Origin of the sequence: Planococcus sp. 11815 (assembly GCF_051096385.1) — a bacterium.
Lineage (GTDB): Bacteria > Bacillota > Bacilli > Bacillales_A > Planococcaceae > Planococcus > Planococcus citreus.
The window spans coordinates 1,636,877-1,660,167 of the sequence record NZ_CP096991.1 but is presented as its reverse complement, the minus strand read 5'-3'; the positions used below and the strand labels follow the sequence as shown (position 1 = coordinate 1,660,167).

19 protein-coding genes and 2 pseudogenes are annotated in these 23,291 nt (G+C 43.5%); 9 read left to right on the top strand and 12 right to left on the bottom strand.

Annotated elements, in window-relative coordinates; translation table 11 throughout:
• Positions 1-2: 2 nt before the first annotated feature.
• Positions 3-1,295, bottom strand: a complete 1,293-nt coding sequence (locus M1Q06_RS08455; protein ID WP_068870831.1) for an APC family permease — start codon at positions 1,293-1,295, stop codon at positions 3-5.
• A gap of 415 nt (positions 1,296-1,710) precedes the next feature.
• Between M1Q06_RS08455 and M1Q06_RS08450 the strand changes: the two genes are divergently transcribed.
• Positions 1,711-2,238, top strand: coding sequence for a GNAT family N-acetyltransferase (locus M1Q06_RS08450; protein WP_068870833.1), 528 nt, complete (start codon positions 1,711-1,713; stop codon positions 2,236-2,238).
• 116 nt (positions 2,239-2,354) lie between these two features.
• Positions 2,355-2,621: pseudogene (locus tag M1Q06_RS08445) on the top strand (metal ABC transporter solute-binding protein, Zn/Mn family); the annotation flags it as partial.
• A 259-nt stretch (positions 2,622-2,880) separates the two neighbouring features.
• Here M1Q06_RS08445 and asnB read toward each other — a convergent pair.
• The 6 genes from asnB to copZ form a co-directional block, all read right to left on the bottom strand.
• On the bottom strand, positions 2,881-4,779 hold the full coding sequence (gene asnB, locus M1Q06_RS08440; RefSeq protein WP_434402779.1) for an asparagine synthase (glutamine-hydrolyzing): 1,899 nt from the start codon (positions 4,777-4,779) through the stop codon (positions 2,881-2,883).
• Positions 4,780-4,874: 95 nt separating this feature from the next.
• A complete protein-coding gene (locus M1Q06_RS08435) occupies positions 4,875-6,257 on the bottom strand; it encodes a HAMP domain-containing sensor histidine kinase (RefSeq protein WP_167456516.1) in 1,383 nt (460 codons plus the stop codon).
• Positions 6,258-6,273: 16 nt separating this feature from the next.
• On the bottom strand, positions 6,274-6,984 hold the full coding sequence (locus M1Q06_RS08430; protein WP_434402777.1) for a response regulator transcription factor: 711 nt from the start codon (positions 6,982-6,984) through the stop codon (positions 6,274-6,276).
• 158 nt (positions 6,985-7,142) lie between these two features.
• Positions 7,143-8,705: an MATE family efflux transporter gene (locus M1Q06_RS08425; RefSeq protein WP_434402775.1), complete on the bottom strand. Its 1,563-nt coding sequence runs from the start codon at positions 8,703-8,705 to the stop codon at positions 7,143-7,145.
• 176 nt (positions 8,706-8,881) lie between these two features.
• Positions 8,882-11,020: a heavy metal translocating P-type ATPase gene (locus M1Q06_RS08420; protein WP_434402773.1), complete on the bottom strand. Its 2,139-nt coding sequence runs from the start codon at positions 11,018-11,020 to the stop codon at positions 8,882-8,884.
• A 137-nt stretch (positions 11,021-11,157) separates the two neighbouring features.
• Positions 11,158-11,361 carry a copper chaperone CopZ gene (gene copZ / locus M1Q06_RS08415; RefSeq protein WP_029336157.1) on the bottom strand — a complete coding sequence of 68 codons (204 nt, stop codon included), beginning with the start codon at positions 11,359-11,361 and terminating at the stop codon, positions 11,158-11,160.
• Between the two features lie 272 nt (positions 11,362-11,633).
• Between copZ and M1Q06_RS08410 the strand changes: the two genes are divergently transcribed.
• Positions 11,634-11,966, top strand: coding sequence for a four-helix bundle copper-binding protein (locus M1Q06_RS08410; RefSeq protein ID WP_084632964.1), 333 nt, complete (start codon positions 11,634-11,636; stop codon positions 11,964-11,966).
• Positions 11,967-12,025: 59 nt separating this feature from the next.
• Here M1Q06_RS08410 and M1Q06_RS08405 read toward each other — a convergent pair whose 3' ends face one another.
• The 5 genes from M1Q06_RS08405 to M1Q06_RS08385 form a co-directional block, all read right to left on the bottom strand.
• A complete protein-coding gene (locus M1Q06_RS08405) occupies positions 12,026-12,703 on the bottom strand; it encodes a response regulator transcription factor (protein WP_029595517.1) in 678 nt (225 codons plus the stop codon).
• Positions 12,681-14,084, bottom strand: coding sequence for an ATP-binding protein (locus tag M1Q06_RS08400; RefSeq protein ID WP_434402769.1), 1,404 nt, complete (start codon positions 14,082-14,084; stop codon positions 12,681-12,683). The genes M1Q06_RS08405 and M1Q06_RS08400 overlap by 23 nt, the downstream gene beginning before the upstream one ends.
• Positions 14,085-14,183: 99 nt before the next feature.
• The gene (locus M1Q06_RS08395) at positions 14,184-15,092 is read right to left on the bottom strand and encodes a F510_1955 family glycosylhydrolase (protein WP_101191795.1); all 909 of its coding nucleotides are present in this window, start codon (positions 15,090-15,092) and stop codon (positions 14,184-14,186) included.
• A 324-nt stretch (positions 15,093-15,416) separates the two neighbouring features.
• Positions 15,417-15,962 carry a thiol-disulfide oxidoreductase ResA gene (gene resA / locus M1Q06_RS08390; RefSeq protein ID WP_101191796.1) on the bottom strand — a complete coding sequence of 182 codons (546 nt, stop codon included), beginning with the start codon at positions 15,960-15,962 and terminating at the stop codon, positions 15,417-15,419.
• 38 nt (positions 15,963-16,000) lie between these two features.
• The gene (locus tag M1Q06_RS08385; protein WP_068872625.1) at positions 16,001-16,708 is read right to left on the bottom strand and encodes a cytochrome c biogenesis CcdA family protein; all 708 of its coding nucleotides are present in this window, start codon (positions 16,706-16,708) and stop codon (positions 16,001-16,003) included.
• 379 nt (positions 16,709-17,087) lie between these two features.
• On the opposite strand from M1Q06_RS08385, the gene M1Q06_RS08380 reads away from it, so the two are divergent.
• The 6 genes and pseudogenes from M1Q06_RS08380 (at position 17,088) to M1Q06_RS08355 (ending at position 23,282) form a co-directional block, all read left to right on the top strand.
• Positions 17,088-17,675: a YdhK family protein gene (locus tag M1Q06_RS08380; protein ID WP_434402766.1), complete on the top strand. Its 588-nt coding sequence runs from the start codon at positions 17,088-17,090 to the stop codon at positions 17,673-17,675.
• Between the two features lie 199 nt (positions 17,676-17,874).
• Positions 17,875-19,326, top strand: coding sequence for a UDP-N-acetylmuramoyl-L-alanyl-D-glutamate--2,6-diaminopimelate ligase (locus M1Q06_RS08375; RefSeq protein WP_101191798.1), 1,452 nt, complete (start codon positions 17,875-17,877; stop codon positions 19,324-19,326).
• A 25-nt stretch (positions 19,327-19,351) separates the two neighbouring features.
• The gene (locus tag M1Q06_RS08370; protein WP_434402764.1) at positions 19,352-20,512 is read left to right on the top strand and encodes a D-alanyl-D-alanine carboxypeptidase family protein; all 1,161 of its coding nucleotides are present in this window, start codon (positions 19,352-19,354) and stop codon (positions 20,510-20,512) included.
• A 142-nt stretch (positions 20,513-20,654) separates the two neighbouring features.
• Positions 20,655-21,134, top strand: a complete 480-nt coding sequence (locus M1Q06_RS08365) for a TVP38/TMEM64 family protein (protein ID WP_101191800.1) — start codon at positions 20,655-20,657, stop codon at positions 21,132-21,134.
• Between the two features lie 188 nt (positions 21,135-21,322).
• Positions 21,323-21,520, top strand: a pseudogene (locus M1Q06_RS08360) (asparagine synthase (glutamine-hydrolyzing)); the annotation flags it as partial.
• Positions 21,521-21,842: 322 nt separating this feature from the next.
• A complete protein-coding gene (locus M1Q06_RS08355) occupies positions 21,843-23,282 on the top strand; it encodes an MATE family efflux transporter (RefSeq protein ID WP_101191801.1) in 1,440 nt (479 codons plus the stop codon).
• The last annotated feature ends 9 nt before the right edge of the window (positions 23,283-23,291 follow it).

Genomic DNA, 23,291 nt, shown 5'->3' with positions numbered 1-23,291 from the left:
GTTTATGCTGTACGTTTTAAAAAGAAACGCTCTCCTGCAAAGATTAGCAGGATGAATATAAAGGAGACACCGACCACAAATAAGTCGGAATTCATTTTAATCCAAATGAATGCAGCGAGTATGATGGCATCTAGTGTCAAAGCGGTCAATACGATCACTGAATTGGCTCCCACTTTTTCTCTCAAATGCTTGAACACTCCCCAATGAATGATCATGTCCATTACCAAATATAAAATAGCACCCATTGAAGCAATTCTACTCAGATCAAAAAAGATGGTTAGAAACATAGCTAATACGATTGTATAAACCAAGGTATGTTTTTGTATATCACCAGGCATACCGAAGTGTTTATGAGGAATCAGTTTCATATCTGTTAACATCGCTAACATTCGTGATACGGCAAAGACACTTGCAATTATTCCGGAAATGGTTGCGATGATGGCAATTCCGACAGTAAACCAAAGACCGTAATCACCAAACGCAGGTCTTGCTGCTTCAGCAAGTGCATAATCTTTTGTTTTAATGATCTGGTCCAATGGTAAATTACTTGAAACTGACCATGCAATTAATAAATACACAAGCAAACTAATTGAAATCGAAATCATAATGGCTCTGCCAACGTTTTTCTTCGGTTTTGTTATTTCAGAACCACTATTGGTAATCGTAGTAAACCCTTTAAACGCTAAAATTGTCAATGCTACCGCAGCAATATAGCTTGCTATGGTGGGGTCTGCTGAATCTCCCCCACTTTCTACAGATGAAAACGAAAATCCCGCTACGCTTAATCCACCTATCCCAAAAACAGCTAATCCTGCAATCTTGAGTAGTGAAGCTATAGATGTAAACGACTGTATGAAGCTATTTCCAGAAATATTTACCAAGAATGCAAAAGTCAGTAACCCCACTCCTAATAACGGAACAAGATAACTTGATTGATTGATATCAAAAAGTTGTAGAGTGTAGGTACCAAATGTTCTGGCAACCAGACTTTGATTAATGACCATTGAAATGGCCATTAACAAAGCAGCTGCAGCTGTAATTGTTCCTTTACCGTAAGCTTGAACTAAAAACATTCCAATTCCACCGGCTGATGGAAATTCATTACTTAGCTTTATATAAGAATAGGCACTAAAAGCTGTAACAAGCCCCCCTACTATAAACATCAGAGGAAACCATGATCCTGCAAGTTGCGCGACTTGTCCTAGTAAGGCAAAGATTCCTGCACTAATCATCACCCCGGTTCCTAATCCTACAGCACCGATTAAGGAGATACTATTCTTTTTATAATCTGCCATCCTCAACTCCTCCATTCTGTATAGAAACATTGCTAACTTATGTTAAGTATCAAATCGATAACAAGTACTTGACTTTTCCCTAGACCCTGTTCCGCTAAACAGAAAGTTAAGAATTCCACACAAACTGCATATTTTAATACTCGGCGAGATACAATAGTTAAGGTTTAAATCTTTACTAAAGAAGTCATTTACAAAAAAGAAAAGCTCCAAGTGAAGGTTTTCTACCGATAATCCCCTAATATGCTAACGTTACTCTCAACCATAATTTAGCCCATCAATCTCTACACCACTTCGAATTTTATAGAGTCCACTCTTAATTTTTCTATTATTTTATTCTTCAGAATCATTTCTCCATTCTTTTTACACATTTCACATTTATAGTAGATAAATAAATCGACAGAATGGAGGAAGGAACATGAAACTTGAAATCTTTCAGCCGACTATCGAACAAAAGCATGTATTGCAAAACTTGATGGAACTGTATCAATACGACTTCTCCGAGTTCGAATCCGAAGATGTGGATGAAAACGGTTTGTTTGGCTACAAGTACCTGGATTACTATTGGACAATTCCTACGCATTTCCCGTTCCTAATCAAGGTGGATGGAAACCTTGCCGGATTTGCATTGGTGCGCGAGATAGCGTCTGAGGATTCAAGTTGTTCTTCCTATTTAAAGATATGCGAATTTTTCATCATGAAAAAATACCGGAAGGAAGGTATCGGCAAGCAAGCCGCATTTCAACTTTTTGACCTGTTTCAAGGGGTCTGGGAAGTGGCTGAGCTCGAAACCAACCTTCCCGCACAGAAGTTTTGGCGAAAAACCATATCTGAATATACAAATAACGAGTACGTGGAAATCAAACGCGATCATTGGCCTGGGCCAATTCAGCGGTTTGTTTCAGCGAAATATTTGCCTCTTCAATCACTAACTCTTTTACTATAAAGAAGAATAAACTTTGGTTTATATTCCTCTCAGTCTGTATTCGGCCTCGCCTAAAATGACTGCCAGTTACCTTTATACCGCGTTGTAAAGATTTATTTGTGTAAGCTGATGCAGAAGGTCCCGAGACGTATGAAGAAAATTACGAGGAACTGATTATCGAGCTGCAGCAAGTGGCTGAATCCGATCAAGCACTAGGCAGCAACACAGAAAACATGACATTTTTCGTTTCCTATGATGCTTTTGGCTATATAACGGACACATACGGATTTGAACACGTTCCGGTTGCCGGGTTGAATAGCCAAGATGAGCATTCGCAGAAAGATTTGACGGCCATCGTGGACTTGGCAAAAGAGAAGAACATCGAACACATTGCGTTTGAGTAAAACGTGTCTTCCAAGCTGCCTGAAGTGGTTCAGAATGAAGTCGGAGCTGTGGAGCTTCATAACCTAAGCGTTCTCATTCCGGAAAATGAAGACAATAACAAAACTTACTTCACTTTGATGCAAAAGAACCTGAAAACTTTAGAAACGATGCTAAAATAACAAAAACACCGCGATAATGAATCGTGGTGTTTTTTGATGTCCAAACTAATTTTGATTGGAAGACCAATGAAAGTTGTTTCCTGCACATTTGAAGTTTCATTTACTGTCCTTGCAAGACTGGGTGCTTATTTTGGTTCTTGGCTTCCTGTCTATTTGATTCGTCCAAGAAATACTGCTCGTACCAAATGCAGAAGCTATAGATTGTCCAAATATACCGCGCATGATTTTCCTCATTTTTATAATGCCGTTCGAGGTACTCCAACAGTTTCTCTTGATTGAAAAACTCTTGGACATACTCTCGTTGGAAGGTCGAATAAATCATTTGATAAAACTTTTCTTCTCTCATCCAGTGGCGGATCGGCACGGGAAAACCTAACTTTTTCCGCTTTGCCCAGTCTTCCGGAAGATTCTTAAGCGCTGCTTCCCGTAAAGCGACTTTCGACTTGCCATAATCAACCCGCATGCTTTCCGGCAATTGCCTTGCCGTTTCGAATACTTTCTTGTCCAAGAAAGGCACACGCAACTCAATCGAATGGGCCATACTCATCTTATCTGCTTTCAGAAGGATAGCTCGAGGCAACCACAACTCCAAATCAAGCGCCTGCATTTTATCCGTTTCATTGTAATAATTCATTTTCGAATACTGCGGGTCCACCACTTCCTGTACAGAAGGGCCAGCTTGATAGTCGGTTTTCAAAATTCCAAGCGCATCTTTCTCACTCCACACAAGCGCATGGCCAATGAAACGCTCTTCAATCGGCTGGATGGCTTTTTGGAAAAACTTTCGATACGGGTTTGATTGCGGCAAGGCATTCGATACTTGTGCAAGCGTATGTTGGACAGCTTTCGGCAATCGCCGGTACGAATTCAGCTTTTTAGAAGGCTGATACCATTCGTATCCCCCAAATAATTCATCCGCCCCTTCACCGGATAAAATAACGGTCACGTCTTTGCTGGCCATTTCATTCAAAAAGTACAATGGAATAATCGACGGATCGGAATGCGGCTCGTCCATATGCCATTGAATTTTGGGAAAGACGTCAAAACTTTCCTGCGCACTTACATACCGCTGCTCAATCTCGACTCCCAACTGTCCCGCTAACTCTACCGCTAGTTGGGTCTCATCAAACATGTCCTCATAATCTTCAAATCCCACGGTAAAGGATTTTTGCGGCTTCAGCAAAGAGGTGATGTAGCTCGAGTCGATCCCCCCTGACAAAAAGGAGCCTACCGGGACATCGCTTACTCTATGCGCGTCAACAGATTCGGCGACAGCCTGCTGGATATCTTCGATGTATTCCCCGTAACTTTTACGTTGTTCCTTAAATTCACGGGAGAAATAAGCGACCGTCCGGGTCTCTTCGCCTTTTTTCATCACGAGATAAGTTCCTGGCTGCACACGGTAGACGCCTTCAAAAAAGGTCTCTTCCAACACTGAGTACTGGAAAGTCAGATAGGGCTTCAACGCCCGTTTGTTCAGCTTTTTCAAAAATCTGGGATGCTCCATGAAGGATTTGATCTCGGAGGCAAACAAGAATGAGCCGTCGGAGGTTTTTGTGTAATACAAAGGCTTAATGCCGAACGGATCCCTTGCCGCAATGAACTTCCCGTTTGGTTTATCCCAAATCAGGATCGCGAACATGCCGCGTAATTTCCCGATGATGTTCTCCCCGAAATGCAGATAGCCCTTTAACAGCACTTCTGTATCGGAAGTCGTTGAAAACTCGAACCCCAGTTCCATCAATTCAGTCCGGATTTCACGGAAATTGTAAATTTCCCCGTTAAAGACAAGGACCACCTCTTCAGCTTCCAAAGGCTGATTGGCAGCACTTCGTAGATCCAATATGCTCAATCTGGCGAACCCTAGTCCAACTTGACCATCACTGTACACTGACTGGTTATCCGGCCCGCGGTGGACAATTGGGTTCAGCATAGCATTCAGCACAGTTTCTTCATTAGCCCCTGGAGAACCAGGAATAACCCCTATAAATCCACACATACTACATCTCCCCATTTCCATTTCGTTACACATGAGTATAGAAATGAATTATGGAGAAAATATGGAGAGAAAATGTGTCTTTTCAGCCAAAAACCTCAGTTCATTGTATCCTGATTATCGATACTGTATGGAAACTTTACAATAAAACGAGTCCCTTTGTCTTCCTCACTTTCCATTTGGATGGTTCCTGAAATTTGTTTGGCCAGTTCAGAGGCTATGGCCAAGCCAAGCCCCGTCCCACCGGTCGCACGGGATCGAGATTTGTCCACTCGGTAGAATCGGTCGAATATTAGAGACTGATCACTTTCCGGTATTCCTGCCCCTGTATCTTCGACAATGAACTCAATATGTTCCTCTCCCATCTCGACTTGCAGGCTGACCGATCCTTGTTCTGTATAATTGATTGCGTTCTCCAGGAGGTTCAACAAAATCTGTTCGAGCTTCATGCCATCCGTAAAGAATGCGCGGTCATTGCTATGCAACTGTACAGTTGCAGCCAGCCCTTTCTCTGCGGCTTTCAGTTTCATTTTCGCATGCAAGGTTTGGACAAAGTCTTCCATATCCACTTCTTGGATCTGAAGCGTGTATTCCCCTTCTTCCATTTTTGATAAAGCGAATAACTCCTGGATCAATTTCGCAAGTCTTGATGCTTCCCCCTCAATGACCGATGCATAACGGCCCAACTCTTCGGGTGTTTCGTACTTTCCTTGTTTAATAAGGTTTGCATAGCCAATCAGATAGGAAGTCGGGGTTCTCAATTCATGAGAAATATTCGCTAAAAATTCACTTCGGGTTTTCCGGTAATTATTAAGCTCCACACTTAAATCATTGATGGCGTTGCCTAAAGAGCCAAGTTCATCTTGGCTCTTCACTTCTACCCGTGTAGTTAAATTGCCTTTTGCGATTTCGCGTGTCGCTTTCTCCATACTGACCAGTGGCCTGGATAGATACCAAACAATGAAAAACGTATAACCTATTGCAATCAGGATTGTCGCCGCGATTGCCCGAAACATCCAGTCTCTTACGTTGTGCATCTTATTATGCAGTTCATCAATAGAAGAGAAAATCATTACTCCACCCTGAAAGGATTCATCGTCAAAAACTGGCGCTACGAAATAATAAAAATTTTCTTCAGTGTCTGAGTTGTAACGTTCGCCTTCTAAGGTCTCCCCTTTTTGCATCCGGGCGATCCATTCATCCGGGATATGGTTCCCTTCATTGAACTCCATGATATTGCCATGCGTTATATGACCACCCTGATTTAAAAAAATCACTTCATGTTCGAAGAAAAGATCCAAGTGATGATAAATTTCTTCAGGGGATTGATTTTTTTCTACCCATTCGACTTCCAAACTCTGGGCGAGAGACTTGACGTTATCGTTTAGATAAATGGAATAAACATTCAAGAATATTCGGTCGATCAAGAATGCAAACGGAATCAGGATACTCAAAAATAGGGCCATAATCAGCAAACCCAACTTTAATACAATCCCTTTACGCCTCATCTGCAGTTTCCTTCAAATCCACTTGATAACCTAAACCCCACACCGTTTTAATAACCGACACGTTTGGCTGTAGCTTCCTGAATTTCAGCCGGATATTCTTGATGTGCGAATCGATAGCCCGCACATCCCGGATTTCTGAGTAGTCCCATACCAAATCGAGTATTTCTTCGCGTGTAAAGATTTTGTTCGGTGACCCTGCGAGCAACTCAATGATGGCATGCTCTTTCGCTGTAAGCTCCATACTCCGTCCACAGAAAACTACTTGTTTATTCTGTTTATTGACCATTAATTTTTTACCTTTTAAAACAATTATCGAATCATTGGCTACGTTCTCTTTAACTTGAGCGCTCCTTCTCAACAAGGCATAGACGCGCGCTTTCAATTCCTCGAAATCGAAAGGCTTTACTAAATAATCATCTGCCCCGAGTTGAAGCCCTTTTACACGATCTTCAATCGCAGATCGGGCCGTCAACATAAGGATGGGTGTATTGGAGTTGCGCCTGATTTCTTTACACACTTCAAACCCGTTCGTGAAAGGAATCATGATATCCAATACCAATAGATCAAAAGATTGCTCTTTTGTTATCTGCAGCGCCTGAGCGCCATCGTAGGCAAACACCAGATCGAACTCGCTTTCAAGATGAATACGGATAAGGTCACACATCAATTTTTCATCTTCCACTACCAGAATGCGCTTCATTCGCTTCTTCCTTTCCCACTAACACGGGGCCTTAACACGTTTGCCGCGAAAACCGCCTGATCATGATAAATCCCGTGTTTCAAGTGAAGTACGTAATTTTACTCAGAATAACATATTACTTAAAATACATTGCGATTTGTAATAGAGCTGATTACAAATTAGTTGAAGATATTCTCGTCACGATCCTGTTCTAGTTTTATCTTTTGCATTGTTTGTGACTTGAACCTGAAGAATAAGTAGACCGCACGCAAAGCAATGTCCGCCGCAATCGCCAGCCAAATTCCTGCAATCCCCATTTCTAGATATATGCCGAGAAAATAAATACCCACTATCCGGACTGCCCACATGCCGATTGCCGTGCTGTACATCGGCGACTTCGTATCTCCCAATCCTTGCAACGCCCCTGTTAAAATCAATCCTATAGCTAGCGCAGGCTGAGCAAAAGCATCAATGCGAAGAGCAATAGCAACCATTTCTATCGCTTCGGAATCTTTTGTAAACCACGAGGCATACCACGGAGCCCAGATGAACATCGCAAGACCGATAAAACTCATAAAAACCACTCCGATTGCAGCTGTCAAAATACCATAGCGATAAGCTTCACGCCAATTTTCCGCACCCCAACTATGTCCGACCAAAGTTGTCGCGGCCAGCGCCAGCCCATACCCTGGCATATAAGAAAACATCTCAATATTTCCTGCGATGGTGTGGGCAGCAAATGTCTTTGTCCCAATCACTACAATCAAGCCAAAATAAACAACTTGGCCAAGCCGCATAATCATTCTTTCCACAGCAGCCGGAATGGCTAAATAAATCATTTCCTTTGTATTCTTGTCCCATGAAAATAAGGTGCCGAGTGAAATAGCCAAAACAGATTTCTTCAAATAACGCCACAGCAGCCACGTTCCGACTGCTCGGACGAGAAGTGTAGACCATGCAGCCCCTTCAACACCCCATCCATTCCACGCCCCCATACCGAAAATCAATACGTAATTTAGTGGGATATGGATGATGTTGATTATCCACGCAACTTTCATTGGGCTTTTGGTATCGCCACCTGCCCTAAGTATGCTGCTAAGTAGAGTCATCCAAGCAAGGAACAACGCGCCGCCCCCGACTATTTTTAAATAAACGGCGCCTATTTGGACCACATTTTCTTCAGCGCCGAACAAAGACATAAAAAACTCTGAACCGAACCAGGTCAGAATACTTAATATTATTGCTACTACCGTGGAAAACCCGAGCGATTCCTGTGCAACTTTCCTGGCACCGTCAAGATTACCGGCTCCCAATTTCCGGGCAACGAGCGAAGAAGTTCCTACGCCTAAAGCCATAAAGAGTGCCAAATAGATGGCCAGCACAGCACCAGCTATTCCTACCGCTGTAACTTCCTGCAGCCCGATCCGCGCAATGAACAATGTGTCGATAAAGCCAACCACCGTCTGCAAAAAATATTCCACCATCGCCGGCACTGCCAGCAACAAGATGATTTTGATTTTCTCGCTATTAGATTTAGGTTCACTCAATTCGTCCATAGGTATCACCACTTCATCTTCCCTTCGAGCTACTAATACCATTATGGACTCGAACAAAGTAAAGTGAAAATTCTTTTTATTCAAATTGTACTTTTTTCTATTAATACGCTGGTTATTATCAAAAGTCACAGTCTCAGAGTGTTCACAAAGGTTAACTTCATAAACGAAAAAGAAAAGGAACTTCAAATGAAGTTCCTTCTTCCGATAATTTCTCATATGTTAACTATAAAAATATATTTAATTATCCAAAGTCTTCAAACCTCCGTTTGACTTTAACCTAATACAAAACTGTGCCCCCAAGGTTAAAGAAAATTCAACTTTTGGGAGGCAGCACTTTTCGTGTACGACAATTAAACACGGTGTTAAACAGCTCTATTTCTTAGTTTCAATGTCATCGCATTGATAGCCACGATAACCGTGGACACGGACATCAGAACTGCTCCTGCGGCAGGAGCCAACGTAATCCCAATGGAGGCTAGAACACCCGCCGCTATGGGAATGGCAATAAAGTTATAACCGGCTCCCCACACGAGGTTCTGTTTCATTTTACTGGTTGTTTTATTGGCCAATTCGATAAAGGATTCAATATCGCCTGGATCCGACTGAGTCAAAATCACATCAGCGGAATCGATGGCGACTTGAGTTCCGGCACCGACTGCTATCCCAACGTCTGCTATTGCAAGGGATGGTGCATCGTTGACGCCATCGCCGACCATGATAACCGTTTGTCCATTATTTTTCAGTGATTCCACTAAATCATATTTATCTTGCGGTAATTGATTGGCTCTGTATTCAATGCCCAGTTCCTCTGCTACTCCTTGGGCAGCCGTTTCATTGTCACCTGTAGCCATAATCGGTTTTATATTGTAATGCTTCAATGCCTGTATCAGCGTTCTGCTCGTTTCTTTCAATTCATCGCCTAATGCGACCGTACCGATCGGATTCCCGTCCTCAACTAGTATACTTAATGTTGCCCCTTTGGGAACATCCACCGCTACATCTCTTCCAAGTGCCTTTTGGCTGATCAATTCGTATTTGCGGCCATTGGCGTTTCCTTCTATACCCGCACCCGACACAACATCAATCGAATCAAAGTGGACAGGCTGAATCCCTTGTTTCTCAGCGTATTGGACGATTGACTGGGCGATTGGGTGGCTGGACCCGCCTTCAATCCCTGCCATTAACGCCGCGATTTCGGCTTCGGTATGTTGACCATCCAGTGTTTCCATGTTCAAAACTTTAAATTCGCCAGTAGTCAATGTACCCGTTTTATCCAGTATCATTACATCAGCCTTAGTTGCCAGCTCCAATGCTTCGCGGTCTTTCACCAACAGCCCGCGGCTTGCACCTAAACTGGTGCTTCGTGCAATAACCAGCGGAATGGCAAGGCCGAGAGCGTGTGGACATGCAATGACTAATGTCGTAACCGTAAAAAGAACAGCGGTTTGAATGTCAGCAATGTACAGCCAAACGACAAAAGCGAGGAAAGCCGCCGCAATGGCGATATAAAACAGCCAGCCGGCTACTTTTTGAGCCAGATTTTCAGCTCTTGAAGGTTGATCCTGCGCCTGGCTTATCAGGGTTTGTACTTGGGAAATGAACGATTGGTCGCCGGTTTCCTGTACTTCAAGATATAAGATGCCTGCACCGTTCGTGGAACCGCCGATCACTTTGTCTCCGGCTCCTTTTTCAATGGGTTTAGATTCCCCCGTCAGCAAAGCTTCATTGATCCGCGAGGTGCCTCTTTTGATGATGCCATCGGCAGGGACGTTTTCTCCGGCCTGAACCCGTACAAGGTCTCCGACTTTCAGCTCATTTACGGGACGCGTCTCGATCGAATCATTTTCCAATACCACATGTGCATCTTTCGGCACCAATTCGGCGAGCGATTTTTGCGCGTCTCCTGCTTCTCCGACAGCCTTCATTTCGATCCAGTGTCCAAGGAGCATGATCAACAGCAAGGACGCGAATTCAAAGAAGAAATCCATGATGTGATCGCCGGTTACGTAGCGTGCCAGCACGGCGTAAATGCTGTACAAATAGGAAACGGATATCCCTAATGAAATAAGGGCCATCATGCCCGGTGCTTTTTCCTTAAATTCAGCGATTGCACCTTGATAGAAGGGTTTTCCGCCATAAACCAATAAGATAGTTGCTAATACAGCGACCACAATATCCGAGTATGGAAAAGTAAATTGAAAAGGAAGCCGAACGTCCATCATCGGCGACAATAATAGAACGACAATGCCCAAGGGCAGCGACTTCAGGAAAATTTCTTTGAAATTCCCATGATGGTGATGTCCATGGTCACTATGATCGTGGCCACCATGATTGTGATGGGCATGATCATCATGAATTTTGGCAGGATTGCTGTCGTCTTGAATGCCTTCTTTCACTTGGTCTTCATGGTACGAATGCCCAACATGTTTGGAATGATCCATTTTACTGTGATCTACCTGTTCGTCTTGATGGTGGTGATGGTCTTTATCATTTTTAGCCATTCAGTGCGCCTCCTCCAAACTAGTGGTTCTTATCCTATTTAACCCTATTTACATTCTTAACATTCACAAAGTTCTTGCCGAATATACCACGCGGGGGTATATTTCATTTAAAAGTAAAGAGTGCTGTGAAAGCACCCTTATACGACGTCATACCCTTGTTCTTCAATCGCTTTCTGAATTTCGTTTAATGATGTCTTGGCAGTATCATAGTCTACTGCCACTTCGCCTTTTTTAAGATCAACTGTCACAGATGAAATCCCTTCGAGTTCACCGACGCCCGTTTCAACCGAGTTTGCACAGTGGCCGCAGGACATACCTTGTACTTTTAATGTTTCAATCATTATTATTCCTCCTAAAGTAATATTTCCTTAAACTTAACATACCCATATAGGGTATATCAAGTGTTTAGTATCATTTTACTTTATCGCTGTTTCCATGACTCTAATTTAGAAGTTCACAATGACCCCCCAAAAAAACCGCACCATTGATTTTAATATTTGATTACTTGTCTATAAAATGTGCAGTTTCTATGGAGTTTCGGTATTTCTGTTTAGTTTGGAAAGGAGAGGGAAATCCAGTAAATGAAGCAAAAATAAGAAATGGAGGTTTTAACATGGCTCATGAACAACATCAGGAATTGATTCGGGCATTACATGATTGTGCAGCGGAATGTAACCATTGTTTTGACGCTTGTCTGCAGGAAGACGATGTGAAGATGCTAGCACAGTGCATTCGATTAGACCGGGAATGCGCGGACATTTGTGCATTTTTGGAACATGCCATTACTCGCAATTCACCGTTCGTTTCCGAACTGGCAGCCGTTTGCGCAACCATTTGCGAAGCTTGCGCAGAGGAATGTGAGAAGCACGCCGATCATCATGAACATTGCAGACGCTGTGCGGAAGCTTGCCGTAGATGTGCAGAAGCTTGCCGTAACGCCGCATAACCTTACTCAAAAAGGCCCGTCGGAAATATTTTCCGACGGGCCTTTTCTTTTATCAAGCATCATTCTGCTTCATGGATCCATTTGTAGCCGATTCCCCAAACCGTGAGAAAATGATCATCGACCGGAAAACCGGACTGGCGGATTTTTTCCCGAACATTTCGCACATGCGAATCGATGGTCCGCCCTTCCGTCTCTGAGTCGAATCCCCAAATTAACTGGATCAGCTGCTCCCTCGTAAACACTTTGTCGGCATTCTTCATCAGGTGGCCCACCATCAGAAATTCTTTTGGCGTCAATTTGATGATATGTTTGCCGTACGTAAGTTCAAACCGGTCTTCGTCCCACACCAAACCGTCCACTTCAATGGTATTTTTCGGAGTTCTCCTGCGAAGCAGCGCCCCCATCCGGGCCAGCAACTCATCTTCATTAAACGGCTTTGTGATGTAATCATCCGCCCCGATATTCAATCCCTTAACAATATCCTCCTGTTGTTCCCGCGCCGTCAGCATAATGATTGGCACATCCGAAAATTTCCGGATTTCGCGGCACAGTTCCCAGCCATCCATTTCCGGCATCATGATATCCAGTAAGACGAGATCGAAAGGTTCCGATTCCAAATAGTCGAGGGCTTCATGAGCTCCCAGTGCTTTTTTACAGAGGTACTGATGCGGCTTCAAATATAAAGCCACTAAATCCAGCATTCGTTGTTCATCATCAACCAACAGCACTTTCTGCAAGCGAATCCCCCCTTTTCAATTCTATCAGGACGGTTGTCCCTTGTCCGTACTCACTTTGAAGCGTCATGAGACCACCGTGCGATTCGACGATTTCTTTCGCAATCGCCAGGCCAAGACCGCTTCCTCCGTACTGTCTGGATCTGGATTTATCGACCCGATACAATCGTTCAAAGACAAAAGGAAGATCTTTTTCCGGTATGCCTTCTCCTTCATCACGGATGCTTATGGTGATGGTACCTTTATCTTGGACTCCCCGTAATACCACTTGTGTTCCTTCAGGAGAATGCTTGCGGGCGTTGTCCAAGACATTCAGCAATACCTGCTGAAAACGTTCGGGATCAATGAAGGCGACAATCTCATGTTCACAATGGACAGCCAATGAAATCTGTTTCTCGTCAAAAGCTGGCCGAACCAAGGCAACGACGGATGCAAAAAGCATCTCCAGTGAAAATCCCTCTTTTTGAATGGCGAACTGGTTATGATCCATCTGAGCCAGCTCAAACAGCTGCCGGATCAATTCCGTCAAATGGGCCGTCTCTTCCCGGATGATGCCAATGTATTCCTTTTTCTCTTCCTCGGATGCATCCGGCCGGCTCGCGATATCGGCATATCCTTTGATATAGGTCAACGGCGTCCGCAACTCGTGCGAAATACTCGCCAAAAATTCATTCCGCTCATTTTTTAAATGTTCCAAGTCACTGGATAGGGCAGTGATGGCGTTCGCCAGCTCTCCCAACTCATCGTTTCGGCCAATATTCAGGCTGACCTCGTGGTGCCCTTCGCTTAACTGTTCCGTCGCTTCTTTCATCCGAATCAACGGCAACGTAATCAATCGGGATAGCAGAAAAATTGTGATGACGGTCAACCCGACAGCAATCAGGCCAACAATCAGGAATTGGTTTCGCAAATGACTGACCATCCCTTTGATATGATTGGTTTCCGCAAACATGAACACGTGGCCTCTATGTTCTCCTTCAATGGTGATTGGGCTGTCCGTCGCAATAAACTCTTTTTTGTCCCATCGCTCTTCCACGACCTTCCCTCCCTGCAGAACCTCATCAAAATCGGTGTGTTCCAACACTTCCCTCATTTCAGGTTCAATCAGATCGGAATGGGTCAATTCGTTGCCATCTGCATCCGTGATGATGACGATGAAATCGGAGGCCGATTCCATCAACGCCACATGGTTCAATGTCGCCGGTTCAAAACTGTCTTCCAATACTTCGCTGTGGGTGTTCCCTCTTGCAAGCAGGTTGGTCATGACTTCATCCACCCGTTCATTGACAAAAGTAACGTACAGGGTTAGAAACAAAACCGATTCAATGATGATAATAAACACAAAAAACAGCAAACCTATTTTCAATGCAAGCCTGTTTAACATGGCATCCCTCTTTAAGTCGATTGGTTAGCAGCAATCAAGACAAAGACTGCTGCCGAAAGCTGTTGGATTCGGTTCGTCTTTCAAACGGCTAGCTGGTTTCTACTTGGTTTTCCCCTCTTCCAGCAGCGTTTTCCAGGTCTGTAATCCGTCTTCCGACAAGTAGGCATTTCCTTCAAATGTGTAGATCGCCAGTTCCATTCCATCCATCGGGTTTTGTGCAATAAAAGCGATGGCATCTTGTGAAAGGTCCGGTGTATCCACCGGCTCGAGTTCTTCATTTTCCATAGTATACTTCACCAGAGCCGCCGCTGTCCCGTAGCTTCCGAAATACAACTGGTCTTCGGTGAAATGCACCGCTGTGCCTGTTTCATTTCCGGCTGTAATCGCTTCAAAAACTTCGCCGCCATCCTGCGAGAAATAAACCCCTGCAGCCGTAGCCGCAGCGACGAAGTTCGAATCAGTCGGGTGAAGGGCGAGCGCAGTCACTTCCCCATTCAACCCTTCAGCCTTCACAGGTTCCCACGATTCTCCTTTATCGTTACTTTTGTAAAATCCGGCTTCCAGCAAAGAGTTTTTTGCCGGATTGAGCAGGAAGATATCGTGACTGTTGTACCCTACCGCCATCGCATGAAAGTCCGTTTCTCCTTGGAATGCAATCTCTTCCAAAGTTTCGCCGCCATCTATACTTCGCTGAATCCCAAGTGGATTGGGCAAATCTGAATCTGCACTCGGGTGTCCTGAAGAATAGAAGCCCTCATCTACGGCGTTAAAGCCCATATAATCGTAAAAATTATCCGCTGTTTCAAACCACTCGCCATCGCGGTAAATTTTTGGCCCAGTATGTGATGCAAAATACAGTCCGTTCTCTTCTCCTGCATAACCCATCCCATGGACATGGTTCAGTTCCCCTTCAAACGGCACTTCAAATGAATCCGTTGTATCATTGCTGCAGCCGGCCAGTAAAAGTAAAGCCGACAGTACCGCTATGCCCATTCTCTTTTTTTTCATGTAGATGCCCTCCGAATATGTCAATTTTCTATACTTTCCATAAGTATCAACCTCTTATAGCTTAACGAAAAAGTTTCGACTTTTTGTGCAGATATCTTGATTTCAAACAGGTAATTCATACCCTTTACTAATTGCCCTAAAAGAACAGACCTTCCAATCAGTCCGGTGTAGGATCTTTACCTGATTTTTGTTTATATATTTTCTACACCTGACATTGCTTTTCTTGTGGTTTAGTCCACTTTAAAGAAATGTCTTTTTCTCGTTTTTTCCTTGCATCAATTTTCAAAATACGTGGCTCGCACTATTCTGGGGAACTCAGTTGTATCAGCTCGGTTTGATCTGTTCCATATAACTCGCAATATCCTCTTCGGACATTTCACCCGTAATGATTTTCTCGATTTTTCCCTCTTGATTGACCAACAATGTAGTGGGCAATGGACGAATATTATAGGCTTCCATAACACTTTTGTCCTTATCAATAACAATCGGGAACGTTAAATTTCGCTGTTCAGCAAATTGTCTCACTTCATAATCGGATTGCGCAATATTGACAGCGAGTATCTCTACACCTTGGTCCTTGTATACTTGGTACTGCTTTTCCATCAGCGGGAACTCTTTTTCGCACGGTTTGCACCAAGTACCCCAAAAGTTCACGAACACCCCCTGCCCTTTGTACTCAGACAGCTGATGCTGTTCCCCATTCAAATCCGTCAAAGCAAAATCGGGTGCCCAATCTCCAACTTGCAGCAATTCGTTTTTCTCTTTGGTTAATCCGTTGTAGATAGTAAATGCAATAGCGACGACCAGAATGAACAAAATACTTGTCCTCATAATCAAGCGATTTCTCTTTTTATCCTTTTTAGCAGCCATACAATGTCACGTCCTTCCTAGATGCTGGGTTGAGTCCATTAAAACCCTGTAAATCCACCCGTAAATTGCGATAAAAAAGCGATGATTTCTGTCAGCATGTCAAAGTAAAGCAAAACGCCCATCAGAATCATTAATGCTCCTCCTATTGACATGAAAAGAGCGCTCTTCTTCTTCAAGAAAGTCATTTTCTCAATAAAAAACGACATTAAGAGAAAAGGAATTGAAAATCCCAGAACGTAAAACAGCATATAGAGTAAGCCACTGTCCGGATCCGCTACTCCGAGTGCAATAACTCCTGCAAGTATGGGACCGGTACACGGTGTCCATCCAGCTGCAAAGCCAATGCCGATCAGAACAGAACCCGCGTATCCGGAGGGCCTTTTCTGGAACTGTAATTTCTTATCCGACAGCAGGAAGTCGAATTTCAGAATACCGGTTAGGACTAAGCCAAAAAACACCATCAAAATAGCGCCCAATTGACGTAGAAGAACTTGATATTCCAAGAAGAAGTTTCCGATAAGCGAAGTCGACAAGCCCAACGCTAAAAAAATGATGGAGAAACCTATTAAAAATAGAACCGTATGAATCAAAGCCGTGCTCCTCATCATTCCCTTGCCCGTCTTTAACTCATTGACTGAAACTCCGGTAATGTAGGATAAAAAAGCCGGATACAAAGGAAGGGAGCATGGAGAGATAAATGATAAAAGCCCTGCGCCAAACGCAAGATACAAACTAATTTCCGCCACTTGTAGACCTCCTATTACAGTAAGTTGAATCCTCTTCTTTATCATTTTTGTATCCCTTAGGAATCAAATGAAATTTTCTATATAAGACTCGGGGAATTTCAAGGTATGTAAAATTAAATACAGCCCCTCTCTTAACTTCTACTTCCCCGTGCTTGCTTAACCGTTCCAGAAGACGTCAACCAATCCAGTTTACCGATTAATTCTTGACTTTCTGTGCAGTTTCTTCTATTAAACTGTGAACTTCTCCTATCGGTTCACGAACTTGCCACAATCCGGCGACCCGGACCCCAGAATAAGAAAATGTCATGATTCCTGCACACAATATGCAAAATTAAGGGGTAGAGTAACTACAGACAACCGCAGAAAGAGGGAGATTGCAATGCCGAAAAACAAATGGATGATGGGGATGCTGTCACTTGTAGCAGCTGTCACGCTAAGTGCCTGCAATACAGGCGATGACATGAGCGACGAATCGATGGACATGGATAATGCCAATGAAGAAAATATGAGTGAAGGTTCCGGCCATATGAACATGGACCATTCCGGTTCAGGTGAAGTCCCGGATGATTTGCAGGAAGCCGAAAATCCAACCTTTGAAGTTGGAAGCCAGGCGATTATTGAAACCGATCACATGGAAGGCATGAAAGGTGCTGAAGCCACAATTGTCGGGGCTTATGATACAACCGCCTATGCAGTGACCTATACGCCGACGGACGGAGGCGAGCCGGTTGAAAATCACAAATGGGTGATTCACGAAGAATTGGAAAATCCAGGTGATGAACCATTAGAAACGGGCGATGAAGCGGCCATTGCCGCTGACCATATGGAAGGAATGGACGGCGCAACGGCTACGATTGATTCTGCCGAAGAAACGACCGTCTATATGGTTGATTTCGTCCCGACCACCGGAGGCGAGGAAGTCACCAATCATAAATGGGTGACTGAAAGCGAACTGTCACCCGAATAAAAGCGCCAATACCCGGGATCTTGTCAACAAGATCCCGGGTTTTTATCTGTGATGGTTCATACAGGATTCGATTTCGTTTGTATTACAAAAACATTAAGTTTTAGTAGTTCGGCTTCCCGTATAAATTCTGCACATTTTTTCAACATTTTTGTAATAGAATAAATCAAATTTAAATAGTTTTAGAGAGGTCACCGAATCTATGAAAACAAATCAGCTTTTGAACGAATCCGGTCTGATCTCCCGATTAGATTCCAGAATATTAGAATTAGACATCAAGGGGATTGCCGATAACTCAAGCGATGTGGCAAAAGGTTTTGTGTTTGTTGCTATTAAAGGATTTGAAATTGATGGTCACGGGTTTATTGACCAGGCAATTGAAAAAGGGGCAGCCCTTGTCATCGGAGAACAAGGAATTACCCGGTTAGGTGTCCCTTATTTACAGGTGGAAAATAGCCGGAAAGCGCTTGGCATCCTGGCCAGGAATTTTTATGGCCGTCCATCTGACCAGAAAATAATGATTGGAATTACGGGCACCAACGGAAAAACGACGACGAGCTATATGCTCCAGCACTTTCTGGAAAGCAACGGTATGAGTTGTTCTGTCATCGGTACCAACCAAAATATTATCAATGGCGAAAAAATGAAAAGCTCGAACACCACACCAAATTCACTCGCTCTCCATAAACTGTTGACCCTCAGTCAGGATGAGGTCGTCATTATGGAAGTTTCTTCTCATGGACTGGCCCAGTATCGGTTAGAAGGCATTGAATTTGATTACGGCTTGTTCCTCAATCTTCACCATGAACACCTGGATTATCACAGTTCCATGGAAGAATATTTTCAGGCGAAGCTTACAATGTTCAATCAGATGAAAGAACATGGGATTGCTGTAGTGAATACAGATAATGAGTGGGGACGAAAGCTCTGTGGAATCCTGCAAACAAAGGGAAAACCGATTTATGCAATTGGCACATCCACTGAATGCAACCTGCGTGTTGCAAAATTTCATTCACTGTCCTCCACTATGCGGGTGATTGAAAGTAACGAAACGTATCAAATGGTCGCTGCGATGACCGGAATGCACAATATGTATAACACCTTAATGGCCTACGGAACATCATTGTTGCTGGGTATCCCCAAAGAAAAGCTCTTAAACTCCATTCACCATTTCAAGGGAGTCGATGGACGCTTTGAGATCACGAAACTGGCCAAGGGCTCGATCGTTATTGTGGATTATGCCCATACTCCGGATGCCATCTCTTACTGCCTGGAAACTGCAAAATCACAAGGGGCCCAACGAATAACCCATATTTTCGGCTTTCGTGGAAATCGAGATGCCAGCAAGAGAAAGCACATGCTATCCATATCTGCTGAAATGAGTGACCGCTACATTTTAACGTTGGACGACCTGAACAATGTTTCTCCAGGAGATATGCTGGAAGTTTTAAACCAACTAAATGAAACATACGGCAACTCAAAAGGCAGCATCGTTCCAGACCGTACACTCGCCATTCAGCAAGCAATCCATGAAAGCAAGGAAGGCGACTGGATTGTGATTACCGGTAAAGGACACGAGAAATACCAGCAAACCTTTCATTTACCGACTGATTCGGACCGGGAAACCGTCAATTATATAATAAAGCAGAACTAAAATAATCACTCAGGAGGGAGTAGTTATGAAAAAACTAAGTGTTGTTTCAACCATTTTAATCATGATCAACACTTTAATCGTTTCGTCCGTTTTCAGTAAAACTGATGACCCTTCCCTGCCAAACGTATCCAGTGAAGCAGCTATTGTCATGGAAGCAACGACTGGAGAAATCCTCTATGAAAAAAATGCACAGTCGCAGATGTATCCTGCCAGCCTAACAAAAATTGCCACAGCCATTTATGCAATTGAAAACAGAAAATTAAATGATGTTGTAACCATCAGTAAAAAAGCACGCAATACGGAAGGCACCCGTGTTTATTTGGAAGAGGGAGAACAAGTGACTTTAGAAAAACTGTTGCTGGGCCTCTTAGTCAACTCTGGAAATGATGCCGGCGTCGCCATTGCTGAACACATCAGCGGCAGCGTTGAGTTATTTTCTGCTGATATGAATTTATATTTAGAAGATGTAATTGGCCTGCGGAATACGAACTTCGAAAATCCCCACGGTCTTTTTGATCCCGAGCATGTTACGACAGCCGAAGATTTAGCGAAGTTAACCCGATATGCGATGAAGAACGATGAATTCATGAAAATATTTGGAACAAAAGAACTGCCCTGGAACGGTGAATCCTGGGATACCACGCTTTATACCCACCACAAACTATTAAGGGAAAAACCTTATGAAGGCGTTACGGGTGGTAAAACCGGGTTTGTGCCAGAAGCAGGCGTCACGCTGGCCACGACAGCCAAAAGAGAAAACTTGAATTTAATTGTCGTCACCTTAAAAAGCGACACAGAGGCAGAAGCTTATGCTGACACTGTTCAACTTTTGGATTTTGGATTAGAAAATTTTGAAACAGTAAGCATTCCGAAAGAAAGCAGCTTTTTTGCCGGTGATGTGGAATACATTACGCCAGGCGATTTCTTTTATACACACCAAACAGATGAGCAAGTGACGAAAGCTGTAAAAGAAGATGGACTATTAAGGATTACTGATCAGGATGGCACTCTTTTGTCTTCTTATCAGTTTCCCGTTGTCAGTGCTTCTGAGACAAACCGTCCTTCTAACCCTGAAGACGTTCGCTCATTTTTCCCACCTGGGATTTTAAGTTCAATCTATTTGTTAATCCTCGTCGTTGGCTTATCAGGATTAGTGTATTACCGAGTTCGAAAAAAACGGATATAGAACGCACTTCTCTATCGTAAATTTTCATTCAACTGAACTTTTATATACCACCATTTTTTAAACAGCACAGGAGGCGGATCATACCATAAATACTCAATTCCCCGTTTTAGAATTTCTGCTGCTTCTCATTTTCAACATAAGTATGGGTGCAGTTGGCTTTTTCCCAAGCTTTTTGCTCACGTCTCTCAATATCAGTTCTTTAGGGTTAACCATTGGCGTCATCCTTTCTTTGTCGGGGGAGATTTTTGGCGCTATCGTCGGATTTTACCTATATCGATATGGGTTTTCAAAAGTTAATCCAAAGTGGTTAAAGCGGCCGTTCTGGAGGTACATCCAGAGTTCTTCAATAAGCCGCGTCTTCTGGGCAATCATCTTGCTGCGCTTAATTCCTTTTGTTCCATCAGGTTTGGTGACAGCAGGGGCGGCCTTGACGCCCATTCCAGGTGGCTTATTCATCATTGCCAGCACCATCGGTAAAATTCCGGCCGTTTCTCTTGAAGTGGCTGTTGTTTATGGCCTTGTAGAATCCATACCTCCCGGTTATCAGTACGGCTTATTTATTTTGATCTTTCTATCGTTTCTGCTGATCTGGGCAAAGAACAAAAGAAAAAAATCTTTGTAATTTTACCCACTGTTTGAGAAAACTACGATAAACACTTCCTCTTTTTCATAAATGAAAATCAATGAAATGAAAGTACACCCCCATAAATTGTTTTAAAATTACATTTTTATTTATGCATAAAATCTGCACTTAAAAACTTTATAATACGGAGGTTCGAAAAAATTAAACACTGAATGGAGCAACAAACTATGTGTGGATTTACTGGATTTATCGGCGAAACGAGTAATTCGTCAGCCGTTTTGGAACAAATGATGAACACCATCATACACCGTGGACCTGATTCCTCTGGTATGTTTATTGATAACAAAACTGCTTTAGGCTTTCGCCGCCTCAGCATTATCGATTTAGAGGCAGACAGTCAGCCCCTTTACAATGAAGATGAATCATAGCTGGTCAGTCAAAAGCAAATGTGCATTTTCTATGGAGTTTGCGAAGAGAACGGATGGGTAGAAGTTTGTATAGCATCAAATAAATACCAGATGAATGGATATTCCATTGTGTTATTGCTGACTACAGATTCAGGGGTACACCCTTCTAATCTAAGTTTGGTGGACAGGCGCATTTTTAATAATAAGATGCTCTTAATTCAAGTAAAAAACCGTCTTTTTATCAATCACTTAATGCGAAACGTAAGACTATGCAAGGTCACGCATTCCTCTTAACGTGCGCTTTTGTTTTATAGGGGCGAGATCCGGAAAGGAGAAATCCATGAACGAGCAGTTGCTGGCCCACCAACCTCTCCAACCTAAGACAGATCGAGAACGGCTGAAGATTATCGCCATTTTAGCTATACCTGCTGTAATAGAGAATTTCTTTCAAACATTGCTGGGTTTTGTGGATACGTACTTTGTTTCACACATCAGTTTGGCAGCCGTTTCAGCAGTCGGGATCACGAATGCGGTCCTTGCGATTTACTTTGCCGTCTTTATGGCAATCGGTGTCGCTGCCAATGTTCGAATTGCTAACTTCCTGGGTGCAAACCAACCAGAAAAAGCCAGGCACATTTCCCAGCAGTCCATTATTCTGGCAATCCTTTTTGGGATTCTCACCGGCTTGGCTACGTGGTTCTTTGCAGAACCGCTGCTTCGGCTCATGGGCATCGAAGATGAAGTCCTGGAATTGGGTTCGCAATATTTTCGGATTGTCGGAATTCCTTCTGTCATCATGTCTTTGATGTTTGTAATGAGTGCAATTCTGCGTGGAGCCGGTGATACCAAAACGCCTATGAAGATCAGTATAGTCATTAACGGCATCAATGCTTTGCTTGATTATGTGTTGATATTCGGTTTCCTGTTCATTCCGGAACTTGGAATTGCCGGTGCTGCCATAGCCACGGTCATTTCCCGTTTAATCGGCACTCTAGCCCTTTTCTATTACATCAACAAAGAAAAAGTGCTGGCATTCAGAAAAGAATATTGGAAGCCAGACAAACAACATCTAATGGAACTCTCTACTCTTGGCGCTCCTGCAGCAGGAGAACGATTGGTCATGCGGGCCGGACAGATTGTCTATTTCGGTTTCGTCGTCGCACTTGGAACCAATGCCTTTGCGGCTCATCAAATTGCTGGAAATGTTGAAGTGTTCTCTTATATGATCGGATATGGCTTTGCTACCGCGGCAACGATTTTGGTTGGCCAGCAGATCGGTGCCGGCAATCTGGAAGAAGCCAAAAAGTATGCGAAGCTTTCCACTCAGTTCACGGTAGTATGTATGACGTTATTGGGGGGAGTCTTGTTCTTCTTTGGAGAATGGGCCGCCACTTTCTTTACGGAAGACCCCGAGGTGATCAGAGATATCGGAACCGCTTTAAAAATATCGGGCCTTTTCCAGCCTTTCCTTGCCGTGCTCATGGTTTTGACCGGAGCGTTTCAAGGCGCGAACAATACGAAATTCCCTATGTACTTGACCGCTTTTGGGATGTGGGCCATCCGCACACTGCTCGTGTATTTGTTAGGAATACAGTTAGGCTGGGGTTTGGCTGGCGTGTGGCTGGCGATAGGCATTGATATTGCTTTTCGTGCAGTAGTATTAGTAATTCAATTCAGTCGCGGAAGATGGATGGCACTTGAGAAAGCACCAGAACCTGAGGCACAATGCCATCCACAAACAACTAAAGAAAACATGTCTACAAATGCAAACAACTACTAATGGAGAAAA

Coding starts and splice junctions, on each gene's coding strand:
- resA (WP_101191796.1), bottom strand. CDS start 15,962: ATGGCTGCTAAAAAGGATAAAAAGAGAAATCGCTTGATTATGAGGACA.
- M1Q06_RS08410 (WP_084632964.1), top strand. CDS start 11,634: ATGGCTCATGAACAACATCAGGAATTGATTCGGGCATTACATGATTGT.
- copZ (WP_029336157.1), bottom strand. CDS start 11,361: ATGATTGAAACATTAAAAGTACAAGGTATGTCCTGCGGCCACTGTGCA.
- M1Q06_RS08395 (WP_101191795.1), bottom strand. CDS start 15,092: ATGAAAAAAAAGAGAATGGGCATAGCGGTACTGTCGGCTTTACTTTTA.
- M1Q06_RS08365 (WP_101191800.1), top strand. CDS start 20,655: ATGGGTGCAGTTGGCTTTTTCCCAAGCTTTTTGCTCACGTCTCTCAAT.
- M1Q06_RS08375 (WP_101191798.1), top strand. CDS start 17,875: ATGAAAACAAATCAGCTTTTGAACGAATCCGGTCTGATCTCCCGATTA.
- M1Q06_RS08430 (WP_434402777.1), bottom strand. CDS start 6,984: ATGAAGCGCATTCTGGTAGTGGAAGATGAAAAATTGATGTGTGACCTT.
- M1Q06_RS08355 (WP_101191801.1), top strand. CDS start 21,843: ATGAACGAGCAGTTGCTGGCCCACCAACCTCTCCAACCTAAGACAGAT.
- M1Q06_RS08455 (WP_068870831.1), bottom strand. CDS start 1,295: ATGGCAGATTATAAAAAGAATAGTATCTCCTTAATCGGTGCTGTAGGA.
- M1Q06_RS08380 (WP_434402766.1), top strand. CDS start 17,088: ATGCCGAAAAACAAATGGATGATGGGGATGCTGTCACTTGTAGCAGCT.
- asnB (WP_434402779.1), bottom strand. CDS start 4,779: ATGTGTGGATTTATAGGGGTTATTCCTGGTTCTCCAGGGGCTAATGAA.
- M1Q06_RS08370 (WP_434402764.1), top strand. CDS start 19,352: ATGAAAAAACTAAGTGTTGTTTCAACCATTTTAATCATGATCAACACT.
- M1Q06_RS08400 (WP_434402769.1), bottom strand. CDS start 14,084: ATGTTAAACAGGCTTGCATTGAAAATAGGTTTGCTGTTTTTTGTGTTT.
- M1Q06_RS08420 (WP_434402773.1), bottom strand. CDS start 11,020: ATGGCTAAAAATGATAAAGACCATCACCACCATCAAGACGAACAGGTA.
- M1Q06_RS08450 (WP_068870833.1), top strand. CDS start 1,711: ATGAAACTTGAAATCTTTCAGCCGACTATCGAACAAAAGCATGTATTG.